This is a genomic window from Pseudoroseicyclus sp. CXY001, assembly GCF_041714655.1.
In the GTDB taxonomy this organism is placed as follows: Bacteria; Pseudomonadota; Alphaproteobacteria; order Rhodobacterales; family Rhodobacteraceae; genus Pseudoroseicyclus_A.
This window is the reverse complement of sequence record NZ_CP168219.1, coordinates 1,000,029-1,013,939: the sequence shown is the minus strand read 5'-3', so window position 1 is coordinate 1,013,939 and position 13,911 is coordinate 1,000,029. Positions and strand designations below refer to the sequence as shown.

Here is a 13,911-nt window from a genome sequence, read left to right as displayed (position 1 = left end):
CAGGGAGGTGCCGCCCCCCGGCCCTCACCCCGCCGCCGGTTCGGCCGTCTCGGCGCGGGCAGCTTTGAGCACGGTGACCATCCGGTCGAGCGCCGCGGCCCATTCGGCCTCGTCCCGCGCATAGCAGACGCGGAAGAAGCCGTCGGTGTCGGGGCCGAACTGGTAGCCCGGGCTGACGAGCACGGCGGCCTCGGTCATCAGCCGCTGCGACAGCTCCGCCCCGCTCAGCCCCAGCGCCCGCGCATCGCACCAGGCATAGGCCGTGCCCTGCCCGGTGGTGACCTTCAGCCAGTCGAGCGTCGCCAGCTTCTCGCGCGTGAGCGCCCGAAGCGCCGTCAGCTCGGGGATGCGGGCGGCGAGCCAGTCCTGATCCTCGCCGAGCCAGCGGGTCAGCAGGCTCTGCGCATAGGCCGGCGCGCGGAGCGCGGTGATGGAGAGGACATTTTCCATCCGCGCGATCAGCGCCTCGGGCCCGATGGCGACGCCGAGCCGGAAGCCGCTGAGCGATTCCGTCTTGCTCGGCCCGAGGAGCGTGATCGTACGCTCGGCCATTCCGGGCTCGGCGGCGATGTGGTGGAAGGGCGTGCCGTCATGCAGGAGCCGGCAGTAGAGCTCGTCGGCGACGATGGTCACGTCATGGGCCACGGCGAGCCGGGCGATCTCCGCCACCGTCTCGGCCGAGAAGACCGTGCCCGTCGGGTTGTTCGGATGCGAGAAGACGAAGGTCTTCACGCCCGCCTTGAAGGCGGCCTCGAGCGCCGCGAGATCCGGCGTTTCCGCCGCGAGGTCGAGCGGGATGTGCCGAACGGCGGCGCCGACGAAGGCCGCCATCCGCTCGTCGAAGAGATATTCGGGGGAAAGGAGCGCCACCTCGCCGCCCTCCGGCGCCAGCGCGCCCATGGCCGCGAAGAGCGCCGATTGCGTGCCGGCCGTGAGGATCACGTTCCGCCGCGGGTCGACGTCGATGCCGATCAGCGCCGCGGCGTTCCGCGCGACGATCTCCAGCACATCGGCATGGCCGCGATAGGGGCTGTAGGCGCGGGCGCCGTCGCGCATCACCTCGCCCATCAACTCCGCCGCCCAGTCCGGCGGCGGGAAGCGCACCGTGTCGAAATGCGTGGTGTCGAGGAAGCCCTCGGGCGCCTTGGCGATGAGCGCGAGGTCGGCCTCGCGCGCGCTCAGGCCCCCTCCGGCACGGCCGGGGAGCGTCAGGCGATCCAGCCGTGCGGGACGGTCGGGTGTACTCATGGTTTGTCCTTCCGAAAGAGGATGGTCCCCGCTTGTCAGCCGCGGGGCTCCATCGCATCACGCAGGCCCTCGCCGACGAAATTCACCGAAAGGACCGTGAAGAAGATACACAGGCCCGGCGGAATCGCGAGCCAGGGCGCGATGGCGAGCCAGCCGCTCGCCGAATTGAGGATGTTCCCCCAGGTGGGCACCGGCGGCAGGATGCCGAAGCCGAGGAACGACAGGGCCGATTCCAGCATGATCGAGCTGCCGACGGCCAGCGTCGCCGCCACCGTGATCGGCCCCAGAGCATTGGGCAGGATGTGGCGGAACATCAGGCGCGGCCCTCCGGCGCCGAGCGCCATGGCCGCCTCGACATATTCCCGCTCGCGGAGCGCGAGGAACTGCGAGCGCACGAGCCGCGCCGTGCCCATCCAGATGAGGCCGCCGACGATGACGACGAGCAGCACCGGGCTAGGCCGGAAGAGCGTCGAGAGCAGCAGCACCAGCGGCAAGGTCGGGATCGAGAGCATCACGTCGGTGAAGCGCATGAGGAGCACATCCCAGACCCCGCGGTAGAAGCCGGCTACGGAGCCGATCAGCGTGCCGACCAGCGTCGAGATCAGCGCGCCCAGGAGGCCGACGCCGAGAGACACCCGCCCGCCGTAGATGAGCCGCGTCAGCGCGTCGCGGCCGAGCTCGTCGGTGCCGAGCCAATGCGCGGAGGAGGGCGCGCCCGGCGTGCCGATCAGCATGAAATCCTGCTGATCGTACTCATAGGGCGACAGATAGGGCCCGAGGATGACGATCAGCGTCATGAGCGACAGGACGACGAGCCCGATCACCGCCAGCCGGTGGCGCATGAAGCGGCGGGCCATCTGGCGGAGCGGCCTCCGGCTCGCGGGGAGCGGCGTCTCGAGCGTCTCTACGGTCAGGTCAACCATGGCGGATCCTCGGGTCGAGCGCGGCATAGACGATGTCGGCCAGGATATTGGCGGCGACGACGCCGACGGAGCCCATCATCATCAGCCCCATGAGCATGGGATAATCGCGGCCGTTCATGCTTTCGACGAAGAGCCGGCCGATGCCGGGCCAGGCGAAGACCGTCTCGGTGATGACGGCGCCGGAGATGATGGTGACGAAATCGATGGCGATGACGGTCACCGCCGGGATCATGGCGTTGCGCAAGGCATGGCGGAAGATCACCCCCCGCTCCCGCCGGCCCTTGGCATAGGCGGTGCGGATGTAATCCTGGCTCAGCACGTCAACCATGCCGGAGCGGATGTAGCGGCTCCAGCTCGCGATGGTGGCGAGGGAGAGGACGGCGACGGGCATCACCAGATGGGCGAGCCGGTCGGGGAAGGAGCCGTCGCCGATGGATTTCATGCCGGCGGAGGGCAGCCAGCCGAGCCAGACGCTGAAGATGAGCTGCAAGAGCAGCGCCGACCAGAAGACGGGCATGGAGATGCCGGCGAAGGCGGCGAAAGTCACGGTGCTGTCGGTGCGGCTGCCGCGGCGGGCGGCGCTGACGATGCCGAGCGGCACGGCGACGATGAAGGACAGGAGCATGGCGATGCCGCCGAGCTGCAGGGTCGGGCCGAGCCGGGTCACGATCTCGTCCAGCACCGGGCGGCCCGTGCGGATCGAGAGGCCCCAGTCGCCCACCAGCATCGAGCGCAGCCAAAGGACGTATTGCACCGGCACCGGCTGATCGAGCCCGAAGCGGACGCGGATCTGCTCCAGCGCCTCGGGCGAGACGGAGGGGTTGTCGGCATAGACGTCGAGCGGTCCGCCGGGCGCGAGATGGATGATGACGAACAGGACGAGCGAGATCCCGAAGAGAAGCGGGATCGCGCCGAAGATGCGCCGGATGAGGAAACTGAGGCTCACGTCACAAGGTCTTTCGGGGGCGAAGGGCCGGCCGCGGGGATGCACCCCCCGCGGCCGGCGAGGACTTTACTCTTCGAGATACCACGCGGCCGAGTTGACGAAATTGGTCATGTTCGTCGGGTTCGGCACGAAGTTCTTGAGCGCGGTCGTCTTGGTGATCAGCGCCACGTTCGTCGTCAGCGGGATCGACGGGATGTCTTCCGCGATCATGTGCTGCATCTCGGAGGAGGCCTCCTGACGCACCTGCGGGTCAAGGCTGCCCTCGAGCGTCGCGAGAACCTCGTCGAGCTCGGGGTTGGAATAGCCCTGGCCGTTGTTCGCGCCATCGGTGCCGTAGAACACCGAGTAGACCGGGTCGGCGGAGGTGATCCAGCGGCCGTAGATCAGGTCGTAGTCACCCGAGTAGCGCGCCTCGCGATAGGCGACACCGGCGCGGTTGTCGGGGACGAGCTCGACGCCGATCGCCTCCATCTGCGCCATCAGGATCTGCTGGACGTTCTCGTCGTCGGCGTTGCCGGCGGTGACCACGAAGTCGAACGACAGGCGCTCTCCATCCTTGGTGCGGATGCCGTCGTCGCCCATCTCGTAGCCGGCCTCGTCGAGGATCTGGTTGGCCAGCTCCACGTCGTACTCATAGGACGGCGTGGTGTCGTCATAGAGCGAGAACACCGGCACGACGATCGACTTGATCGGCTCGGGGAAGCCGCCCTGGGCGCGGATCAGCACCTCCCGGTCGACGGCATGGGCGAAGGCTTCGCGCACGGCGTGATCGGCCAGGAAATCGTTGCGGAAGTTGAAGTCGAGATGCTGCCAGGAGAGCAGCGGCCCGACCATCAGCTCCAGCCCGTCGATGGCCTCGATCTGGGCGGCCTGGTTGTAGGGCGTCTTCACGACGAGATCGAGCTCGCCGGAGCGGAGCTGGGTCATGATCGTGTTGGAATCGGGCACGATGTGGAACACGATCCGGTCGAGATAGGGCAGCTGCGTGCCGTCCTCGGCCGTCCGCCAGTAGTTGGGGTTGCGCTCGGCGACGACATACTGGCCGCGCTCGAACTCGGTCGCCATGAACGGGCCGGTGCCGACCGGCAGCTCGTTGTACTCATGGGTGTTGAGGTCCTGCCCCTCGAGCACGTGCTTGGGCATGATGCCGAAGGTGAAGAGCGTCGAGGCGAAGTCCGGCGCCACGGTGTTGTAATGGACGACGACGGTCAGGTCGTCCGGCGTCTCGATCGAGTCGATGACCTCAGTGCCGGATTTGGATTCGGCGATGAAGTCGGGGTTTTTCACGGCTTCCCAGGTGAAGGCGACGTCGGCCGAGGTGAAGGGCTCGCCGTCGTGCCAGGTCACACCTTCACGCAGGTGATACGTGATCGTCATCGTCTCGCCATCGTCGGAGAGCACGATGCCGCCATTGTCGAGCGTCGGCACCTCGGTGGCGAGGACGGGCACGTAGTTGGCATTCTCGTCGGGCGCGAGCAGACCTTCGACGATGGTCGCCTGGGCGTCGCCGAGATAGCCCGTCGAATAGACGTTCATCGTGTCGATCTCGTAGGTGAGGCCGACATCGAGCGTGCCGCCCATCTGCTGGGCGTTGGCCCATCCGGCGGACATCGCCGCGAGGGCGACCCCGGCGACGGTGGCCCGGAAGAGGCCGCGGCGCGAAATGCTGGTCATGATCTAGCTCCTTGTTGCGAGTGGGGCCGGGGGTGAGCCCGGGACGTGGGGGGATCGGGCCTCAGTACCCTGCCGCCCGATCGACGACGTTGCGCATCGGTTCGCCGTTCTGATGCCGCCTTATGTTGGCGGCCATTTCCGCGACGGCCGGCCCGGGATGGGTCGGCGCCGCGACATGGGGGGAGACGAGCACCTTCGGGTGCCGCCAGAGCGGGTCCTCCGCCGGGAGGGGCTCGGTGCGGAAGACGTCGAGCGCGGCGAGCGAGAGCTGGCCGGCATCGAGCGCCGCGACGAGATCGGCCTCCACCACATGCGCGCCGCGCGCGCCGTTGACGAAGAGCCCGCCCCTGGCCATCCGGCCGAGGAGCGCCCCGTCGATCAGGTCGCGGGTGTCGGCCGTCAGCGGCAGAAGGTTCACGAGCACATCGGCGCCGGTCACCGCCTCTTCGAGCTGGCCGGCGCCATAGGCGGTGGCGCCGGGGACGGCGCGGCCGGAACGGCTCCAGACGCGGGTCCGAAAGCCAATGCGGGCGAGATGTTCGGCCGCAGGCCCGCCGAGGGCGCCGGCGCCGAGCACGGTGACGATCCGCTCGCGGGCGAGCTTCTCGCGCTCCGGCGCCCAGCGCGCCTCGGGCTGGATGCGGTGGTAATGCAGGATGTTGCGGTGCCAGGCGAGCACCTCGGCCAGCACCCATTCGCTCATGCCCTCGGCGAGGCCATCATCGACCATGCGCACGATGGGCATCGCCTCGGGCACCTCCCCGGAGGCGAGCAGATGCTCCACCCCGGCGTTCAGCGACAGGACGACCTCGACGCCGGGAACGCTGGCGATGGTGCCCGGATCGGGGCGGCCGACGACGATATAGGGGCAGGGCTCCGGGCCCAGTTCGGCGGCGTCGATCAGGACCTCGGCCTCCGGCAATTCCGCCTGGAAGAGGCGCTGCAGACCGGCCCGGTCACCCTTGGATGCGATGTAGATGCGTATCATGAAACTCACGCTATTGGCTGTCCGAAGGCGGACAACGACTGAAAATCTCGGCCATGCACGGCGCTGAACTCATGCATGGAGAGGCGGCGCCGACACGGGCGCGCCGGGCGCGGCGAGGTCGATCTCATCGGCGCGGATACAGGCGACCTCGTGCCCCTTTGCCCGTTCTTCGAGCGGCGGAGAAACCTCGGCGCAGGCCGGCGCGGCGAAGGGGCAGCGGGTGCGGAAGATGCATCCCGAGGGCGGGTTCACGGGGCTCGGCAGGTCGCCCGAGAGCATGATCCTGTCCGTCCGCCGTTCGGTCGTCACCTGCGGCGCGGCATCCAGAAGTGCCCGGGTATAGGGATGTCTTGGGCGCTGGTAGATGTCGGCGACACTGCCCGTCTCCATCACCTTGCCCATGTAGAGCACCACCACGCGGTCGCAGAGATATTCGATCACCGACAGGTCGTGGCCGATGAAGAGGATGGACAGGTCCATGGCCTCGCGGAGGTCGTGAAGCAGGTTCACGATCTGCGCCTGGATCGACACGTCGAGCGCGCTGACAGGCTCGTCGGCGACGATAAAGGCGGGGTTCACCGACAGCGCCCGGGCGATGCCGATGCGCTGCCGCTGCCCGCCGGAAAACTCATGCGGGTGCCGCTCGGCCGCGCTGGCGGGCAGGCCGACCTTCTGAAGGAGCTCCGCCACCCGCTCGCGCCGGTCGGCGCGGGTGCCGATGCCATGCAGGTGCAGCGCCTCGCCGAGGATCTCGCCGACGCTCATGCGCGGATTGAGGCTGGCGAAGGGGTCCTGGAAGATGATCTGCATCTCGGAGCGCGCCTTCCTGAGGCGCGAGGGCGACATCGTCGTCACCTCCTCGCCGTTCAGCAGCACCGAGCCGCCGGTCGGCTCGACGAGCCGCAGAAGCGCGCGGCCGAGGGTCGTCTTGCCGGAGCCGCTCTCGCCGACGAGGCCCACGACCTCGCCCTTGCCGATGGAGATCGACACGCCGTCCACGGCGCGGACGGTCACGCCCTTGTTGAACATCGTCTTGCCCACCGGGAAGTGGACCTGAAGGTTGCGGACGTCGAGAAGGGCCCTGCTCATGCGATCTCCCTCCAGCGGATGCAGCGGACGTGAGAGCCGCGGGACGTCGGCTCGAGCGGCGGCACGGCGGCGCTGCAGGCCGGCTGCGCGAAGGCGCAGCGCGGCGCGAAATCGCAGCCGGGCGGCGGGTGGAACGGGTCGACCATGCTGCCGGGGATCTGCGCGAGCCGCTCGCGCGAGCCGCCGGCGCGGGCGGCATGATCCGTCCGCGGCACGGAGCCGAGGAGGCCCTTGGTATAGGGATGCCGCGGCTGCGTGAGGATCTCGGCCACCGGCGCGTCCTCGACGATCCGCCCGCCATACATGACCGCCACGCGGTCGGCTATTTCGGCGACGACGCCGAGGTTGTGGGTGATGAAGAGCACCCCCATGCCGAATTCCTCCTGCAGGCGCTTCAGCAACACGAGGATCTGCAGCTGTACGGTGGAATCGAGCGCCGTCGTCGGCTCGTCGGCGATGAGCAGCGCCGGATGGCAGACGAGCGCGCTCGCGATCATGACCCGTTGGCGCATCCCGCCCGAAAGCTGGTGCGGATAGGCCTCCGCCCGCCGCTCGGGCTCGGGGATCTCAACGAGGCGCAGCATCTCGATGGCGCGGGCATGGGCGGCCTTGCGCGACAGGCCCTCGTGCAGCCGCGCCGCCTCGGCGATCTGCACGCCGATCCGGTGCGCCGGGTTGAGCGAGGTCATCGGCTCCTGGAAGATCATGGCGATCTCGGAGCCGCGGAGCGTGCTCATCTGCCGCTGGTCGAGCTTCGCGAGGTCGCGCGTCTGCCCGTCGCGGCCGGTGAAGAGGATCTCCCCCGCCGCGATGCGCCCGACCCGCTCGGGAATAAGCCGCATGGCCGAGAGCGAGGTGACCGACTTGCCGGAGCCGCTTTCGCCGACGAGCGCCAGCGTCTCGCGGGGCGCGATCGTCAGGTCGACGCCCTTGACGGCATGGAGGAGCCCCGCCTCGGTGCGGAACTCCGTGACGAGCCCGCGGATATCGAGAAGCGCCCCGCTCATGCGGCCAGCCTGCCGGTGTCTGCCATGTGCTCGGCCACGGTGGCGAGCGGCACATGGCCGAGGGAGAGGAGCGTGTCGTGGAACTCCTCCGCAGTGCCTGTCCAGCGGGCGCGGAGGTCGCGGATGCCCTCGACGCCGATCCAGTACATGAGCCGGCTGCCGGGGAACATCGAGTTGCGGACGACCTCGCCCCTGACGCGGGCCGGGGCGAAGCCCGCCTCCTCCGCATAGAAGCGGGCGGCCTCGTCGAGCGACCAATGGCCCAGGTGGATGTTGATGTCGACGAGCACGCTCGCCGCGTTCCGCCGCTCGAAGCTCTTGAGGAGCAGGCACTCGGCGGGGCTGTAAAAGCCCGGCGCCTCCATCAGCAGGTCTTCCACATAGCAGGCCCAGCCCTCGATCAGCGTTCCCGCGCCGAGGAAGGCGAGGCCCATGGCGCAATCGGTGCCGGCGATGCGGCCGAGCCGGCTCGGCGCCTGCCGGGCGCGGGCGTTCTGCGTGTGATGGCCGACGCTGCCGTGGTGGACGGCATGGATCGTCTTCAGCATCGCGGTCGCGTTGGCGGCGAGATAGGCGGCAAGGTCCTCGCCCGGGCGGGAGACCCAGTAGGTGCTCCCCTGCCCCGGGTTCAGCCCCGGCGGCGAGCGGTAGAAGAGGAAGTAGAGCGCCTTCGAGACATTCCGCGCCCAGTCGGGGAAGGGCCGGTAGTCGAGCCCGTAGGCGCGGGCCGGGGTGACGAGCCCGTCGGCCGCGTCCATCGCAGCGGCGTCGAGCGCCTTCACCTCGGCGAGCACGCCCGCCTCGTCGGCGGGGTGGAGGGCGGAGAGGGCGGCGATCTGATCGGCCCAGGGCGTCGCGGGGTCGATGGCGCGGGCCATCTCCTCCAGCTCGCGCGTTGTCCGGTCGAAGGCGGCGCGGGCGCGGGCGAGCGCCTCGTCGGGGCCGAAGTCCAGCCGGTGCTGCTCGCGCATGACCAGCTCCAGATGGGCGCGGCCGGCGGCCGGGTCGGCATCGGGCAGGCCCGTGAGCGCATCGGCATAGGCCTCGAAGGCGGCGGCGGCGGGGCCGGTCGGCCAGGCCGGCTCGTAGGCCTCGTGGAGCTGGATATCCTCGCGCAGGAAGGTCGCCATGGCGGCGCACTCGCCCTGCGCGCGCGCCACCCAGCCGGCGGGGACCGGGGCGCCGCCGATGGCGGTGAGCCCGTCCTGCAGGAAGGCGGGAATGGCCGCCAGCCGCGCGGCGATGGCCTCACCGCGCCAGGGCGCGGACTGCGGGAGCAGGAGCGAGATCACCCCGAAGGCGGTCTCGCCGGTGTGCCAGGCCGGGTTGCGGTGACGCGGGCGGGTGGCGAGGGAGGATTCCTCCACCCGCATCTCCGCCAGCAGCATCTGCCGGTCGCTGGGGTCGAGGCTCGCATCGGCCTCCACCTCCGCGATGAGGCCCGTCAGCTCGGCCAGCTCGGCCTCCGCCGCCCCCGCGCCGGTGCGCGGCAGGCGTTGGTCGTGGCCCTCCGCGCCCATAAACGTCGCATCCACCGGCCGCCAGTCGAAGCGGTGGGCGAGATAGGTATCGACTGCCGTCACGTGCCCACCTCGACCCAGCGCCGCTCGTAATGCGCTTTGATGAAGGCGTCGACGATCTCCTGGCTCTTGGCGCCGTCGTGGAAGGTGCATTCCTGCGGGCGATCCTCGAGGATCTCGTCCACGAAATGCCGCACGAGGTTGCGGTAGTAGAGCTCCGGCCAGGGGGTCGCGAGGGTCGTGCCCGGCGGCAGGGTGCTCTCGGGCAGGTCGAGGCGGCGGAACTCGAAGTTCTCCTTCGTCGCCACCATCAGCGTTTCCTGCACGTCGTATTCCGAGATGAGCCGTGCGATGGCCGCGCCCTTGGAGCCGTAGACCCTGAGCTCGACGCCCGGGTAATTGCCGACGGCGATGTAGCTCGTCTGAAGCGTGCCCTGCGCGCCGCTCTGGTATTCGACCAGCCCCACGGTGCCGTCGTCGATCAGCACGCGCTGGCGCCCTTCCTCGCCGCGGATCACCCGCTCGGGGATGAAGTTCTTCATCGACGAGACGACGGAGCCGAACTCGCCGCCGACCCAGCGCATGAGGTCGATGAGATGCGAGCCGTAGCCGACGATGGACGAGGGGATGAGCTGATCGCGCTTGGCACCCGGCGCCACCTGGCGGAGCGGAAAGTCCGGGTCCAGCCACTGCTGGTTCTGCTCGAAACCGTGGATGTGGTAGATCTCGCCGAGCTCGCCGGAGGCCACCGCCTCCTGGATCCAGCGGATCGCCGGGGAGTAGCGGAAGGTGAAGCCGAGCTTGGTGCGCACGCCCGCCGCATCGGCCCGCACGGCGGCGTCGAAGGCGGGGGCGGCCTCGGTGTGCAGCGGCTTTTCCGACAGCACGTGCTTGCCGGCCGCGATGGCGTCGAGCGACAGGGGCAGGTGCGTGTGCGTCGGCGTGCAGACGTCGACCATCTGCACCTCGGGGTCGGCGATCAGCTCGGCGGCGGAGGTATAGACCTTCCGCGCCCCGAACTTCTCGGCCGCCGCCCGGGCGCGCTCTTCGTTCACGTCGCAGACGGCGACGAGATCGACGCGCTCATGCGCCTTGTAGCCAGGCAGATGGGCCTTGTCGGCCCAGGCGAAGGTGCCGATGACGCCGACACCGAGCTTTGCATCACTCATGGGAGGGTCTTTCCAATCTCGGCCACATAGGCCTCGAGTTCATCGTAATTGTGGAAGCCGAGCTCGCGCTTGCCCTCCTCGATCTCGTAGATCATCTCGAAGAGCTTCGCGTTCAGCCGCGTGTCGGCCCCGGCCTCGCGGCCGTAGTCGATCAGCTTGCCGGAGGAGGAGCGCGTCTCGGAGGGGCGCTTGCGGTAGACGATGTCCCACCAGATGCCGGAGCCCTTCTTCTTGAACTGATGCGCGGGCTTCGTCTCCTGATCCTTCTTCAGGAGCCAGATGGCGTGGTTCACGTTGTCGAGCAGCTTGCGCGTGTCTTCCGCCGTCTTCACCCGGTAGTTGGCCGGGTCGAAGAAATCGAAGGGCTGCACGTCGATGCCCTTGGCATCGGCGATCTCCAGCGCCTCCTTGACGATGGCGCCGGCGATGCGGGCATAGCGCTCGTTGCCGAGCGACTCGCGGATCGGCGCATCGACAAGGGCGGAGAAGACGACCTGGGAGGCATAGACCTCCTTCGCCCAGATCTGCCCCCAGATATGGGTGGAATATTGCACCTCGGTGAGGGCGGAGAGCGCCTCGCCGATCTCCTTCAGCCGGTCCGACATCGTGCCGTCCAGCTCACCGAGCTGGATCGGCCCCTCGTGGACGAATTCGATATAGCCCGGGTCGACCAGCGCCCCGCCGTAATTGGGGATCGACCCCATGACGATCTTGTCGCCCGGCAGGCCGGCCTCGTTCAGCGCCGCGATCAGGTCGGGCTCGTTGAAGCCGTTCTGGAAGGAGATGACGCAGGAGCCCTCGTCGAGGAGCGGAATGATCTCCTTCAACGCCTCCACCGCGTGCTGAGACTTCGTGGCGATGAGCACCACGCCGAGCGGGGCTTTCAGCTCCGAGGGCAGCGCGGCGGTGACGGCGACCTCGCGGTCGCCGCGCACGCCGTCGATCTTCAGGCCCGCGGCCTTCATGGCGGCGACATGCTCTTCCCAGCGGTCGACCAGGGTCACGTCGTGGCCCGCCTCGGCCATCCAGGCGCCGGCGAGGCCGCCGATGGCGCCCGATCCGATAATCGTGAACTTCATGGGGCTTACTCCGCCGGGAACATGTCGAGGCTGCGCGGGCTCTGCGCGCGGCCGTAGAGCGCGTGCAGGAACTCGGGCTTCTGCTCGGGACGGATGCGCTCGCGCACCGTGCGGACGGCCTCGTTGCCGGCCCAGTAGGAGGCGATGAACGGCCCCCGGAACGGATGGGCGGCCATGCGCAGGCGGCCGCGGGCCCAGGCCTCCTGCCCCATCGCCACGTCGCGCAGGTAGCGCATCACCTCTTCGGCCGGCTTGCCCTCGACCATGTAGACCCAGGTCGCCGTGGTCTGGGCGGCGGAGCGCAGGCGGCGCAGCTCGAGCTGGATCTGGTCGTCATCGTCCTCGATCCAGTCGATGAGCTGGATGCCCTGATCGCCGATGCCCTCCTGCACGCAGCCGGTGATGGCATTGGCGGTGATGAGAAGCGCATCCAGCGTCGCGCGGCCGGCATCGACCTCGGCGCGGGTGTAGAGAAGCTGGGTGGAATGGCCCGGATAGACCTCGTGGGCGACGAGATGCTTCAGCGCGGCGCGCGTGAAGCTGAGGTCCATGTTCAGGTCCATCTTCGCGTCGTCGAAATTGCAGCGGGCCGTGTAGGGCACATCCGAGACCGGATTGAGCGCCATCGTGTAATCGCCGGTGTCGAAGATCATCTCGTCGGTGCGGGCCTTGGCCTGCGCCATGAGCTCGGTGAAGACCTCCTCGAGCTTGGCGGGGTCGATGGCGCGTTCCGATTCCCAGCGGGCGACGCGCTCTTGCAGCGAGCCGTCGGTGAAGCCGGCGCTGCGCAGGAGCCGGTCGATATTGTCGCGCGCCGTCTCGATGATCGAGGGGTCGACCTTGCCGCGCGGGGCGCCGACCAGATCGACGACCTTTTCCTCGAAGGTCGGAGAGCCGCCGGAGAAGAGCCGCACGGCGAGGCGGAGCGAGGTGAGCATTCCTTCGAGGAATGTCTTGCGCTCGCCTTTCGGCAGGTCGGCGACATCGCTCTCGAGCGAGGCGAGGTCGGCCTGCACCGTGTCCCAGCCGGTGTAGCTGCGCGCGGTCACGAGGTCGTCCCCCATGAAGATCGGCACGAGCCCTTCGCCGTCGAGAAGCGAGCGCCCGTCGTTACGGCTGCGCTCGAACCGGTCGATTCCCATTGTTACAGCGGTCAGTTGACGACCGATCTTCGAGAGAGACATGACTTTCCTTCGCGTCTTCGGCCGCCATTCGCGGCCCCGCGCCGCTTTTTTCAGCGGCGCTCACACAAGGGACCGGGCCCGATCGCCCCGTCCACGACAGGGATATGACAGTGCAGCTTGCGCCCGCCCGCAAGCAGCCTAAACATCGCCCATACATGAGTTGAAGGAATGCAAATGGCCGGCCGATCGCTCCCCTCCCTCAATGCGCTGCGCACCTTCGAGGCGGCGGCGCGCCACGGCAGCTTCACCCGCGCGGCGGAGGAGCTGAACGTGACGCAGAGCGCCGCGAGCCGCATGGTGCGGAGCCTCGAGGATTACCTCGAGATCCAGCTCTTCACCCGCCGCAGCCGGCTGATCGAGCTGACCGACCAGGGCCGCTACTACGCCGCACTCCTCAACGATGCGCTCAACCGGATCGAATCGGGCACGGAGGAGCTGACCTCCACCCGCGCCGGCACCGGCACGCTGACCGTGGGCATCCTGCCGACCTTCGGGACGAAATGGCTGATCCCCCGGCTCGGCACCTTTCAGGACCTGCACCCTGATATCTCGCTGAATATCGTCTCCAGCGACGGGCCGCCGGTAGAGGGCGACAACACGACCGATACCGCGATCCGCTTCGGCTACGGCGAATGGCCGGGCCATCTGGCGGAGCCGATCATGTCGGAGGAGCTGCAGGTCGTTTGCTCCCCCCGGATCATGGACGGCCCCTACCCGCTCGTCGATTACGACATGCTGCGGCGGCACGAGCTGATCGTCCATTCGACGCGCCCCCGCGCCTGGGACCACTGGTTCCGCTCCACCGGCATCGACGCCTCGGCGATGCACTGGGGGCCGAAGCTGGAGCATTTCTTCATGGTGCTGCAGGCGGCCGTGTCGGGCCTCGGCGTGGCGCTCCTGCCGACGTTCCTGGTGGAGACCGACCTCGCCGCCGGCAACCTCGTCGCGCCCTTCCCGGTACGCGTCAACGGGCCGGGCGGCTATTACCTCGTGACGCCCGAGGGCAAGGGCGACCTGCCCCGCGTCCGCGCCTTCCGCTCCTGGCTGGCGAAGGAGGCGCGGGACGTCTGAGCGCGGCAGAAGC

12 protein-coding genes are annotated in these 13,911 nt (G+C 68.8%); 1 reads left to right on the top strand and 11 read right to left on the bottom strand.

Annotated features, from left to right (window positions below; all coding sequences use genetic code 11):
- Positions 1 to 24 precede the first annotated feature (24 nt).
- The 11 genes from ACAZ03_RS05020 to ACAZ03_RS04970 form a co-directional block, all read right to left on the bottom strand.
- Positions 25 to 1,248 carry an aminotransferase class I/II-fold pyridoxal phosphate-dependent enzyme gene (locus ACAZ03_RS05020; RefSeq protein ID WP_373356293.1) on the bottom strand — a complete coding sequence of 408 codons (1,224 nt, stop codon included), beginning with the start codon at positions 1,246 to 1,248 and terminating at the stop codon, positions 25 to 27.
- A 35-nt stretch (positions 1,249 to 1,283) separates the two neighbouring features.
- On the bottom strand, positions 1,284 to 2,171 hold the full coding sequence (locus ACAZ03_RS05015) for an ABC transporter permease (RefSeq protein WP_373356292.1): 888 nt from the start codon (positions 2,169 to 2,171) through the stop codon (positions 1,284 to 1,286).
- Positions 2,164 to 3,117: an ABC transporter permease gene (locus ACAZ03_RS05010; protein ID WP_373356291.1), complete on the bottom strand. Its 954-nt coding sequence runs from the start codon at positions 3,115 to 3,117 to the stop codon at positions 2,164 to 2,166. Before ACAZ03_RS05010 ends, ACAZ03_RS05015 begins: the two co-directional genes overlap by 8 nt.
- A gap of 66 nt (positions 3,118 to 3,183) precedes the next feature.
- Entirely contained in the window at positions 3,184 to 4,791 is a 1,608-nt protein-coding gene (locus ACAZ03_RS05005) for a peptide ABC transporter substrate-binding protein (protein WP_373356290.1), read from the bottom strand.
- Between the two features lie 61 nt (positions 4,792 to 4,852).
- Positions 4,853 to 5,779, bottom strand: a complete 927-nt coding sequence (locus tag ACAZ03_RS05000) for a 2-hydroxyacid dehydrogenase (protein WP_373357044.1) — start codon at positions 5,777 to 5,779, stop codon at positions 4,853 to 4,855.
- A gap of 69 nt (positions 5,780 to 5,848) precedes the next feature.
- Positions 5,849 to 6,868: an ABC transporter ATP-binding protein gene (locus ACAZ03_RS04995; RefSeq protein ID WP_373356289.1), complete on the bottom strand. Its 1,020-nt coding sequence runs from the start codon at positions 6,866 to 6,868 to the stop codon at positions 5,849 to 5,851.
- Positions 6,865 to 7,875 carry an ABC transporter ATP-binding protein gene (locus ACAZ03_RS04990; protein WP_373356288.1) on the bottom strand — a complete coding sequence of 337 codons (1,011 nt, stop codon included), beginning with the start codon at positions 7,873 to 7,875 and terminating at the stop codon, positions 6,865 to 6,867. Before ACAZ03_RS04990 ends, ACAZ03_RS04995 begins: the two co-directional genes overlap by 4 nt.
- Entirely contained in the window at positions 7,872 to 9,458 is a 1,587-nt protein-coding gene (locus tag ACAZ03_RS04985) for a DUF885 family protein (protein ID WP_373356287.1), read from the bottom strand. The genes ACAZ03_RS04990 and ACAZ03_RS04985 overlap by 4 nt, the downstream gene beginning before the upstream one ends.
- Positions 9,455 to 10,564 carry a Gfo/Idh/MocA family protein gene (locus tag ACAZ03_RS04980; protein WP_373356286.1) on the bottom strand — a complete coding sequence of 370 codons (1,110 nt, stop codon included), beginning with the start codon at positions 10,562 to 10,564 and terminating at the stop codon, positions 9,455 to 9,457. The genes ACAZ03_RS04985 and ACAZ03_RS04980 overlap by 4 nt, the downstream gene beginning before the upstream one ends.
- On the bottom strand, positions 10,561 to 11,643 hold the full coding sequence (locus tag ACAZ03_RS04975; RefSeq protein ID WP_373356285.1) for a ketopantoate reductase family protein: 1,083 nt from the start codon (positions 11,641 to 11,643) through the stop codon (positions 10,561 to 10,563). The genes ACAZ03_RS04980 and ACAZ03_RS04975 overlap by 4 nt, the downstream gene beginning before the upstream one ends.
- A 5-nt stretch (positions 11,644 to 11,648) precedes the next feature.
- Positions 11,649 to 12,785: a hypothetical protein gene (locus ACAZ03_RS04970; protein ID WP_373356284.1), complete on the bottom strand. Its 1,137-nt coding sequence runs from the start codon at positions 12,783 to 12,785 to the stop codon at positions 11,649 to 11,651.
- 216 nt (positions 12,786 to 13,001) lie between these two features.
- Between ACAZ03_RS04970 and gcvA the strand changes: the two genes are divergently transcribed.
- On the top strand, positions 13,002 to 13,898 hold the full coding sequence (gcvA, locus tag ACAZ03_RS04965) for a transcriptional regulator GcvA (RefSeq protein WP_373356283.1): 897 nt from the start codon (positions 13,002 to 13,004) through the stop codon (positions 13,896 to 13,898).
- Positions 13,899 to 13,911: the final 13 nt, after the last annotated feature.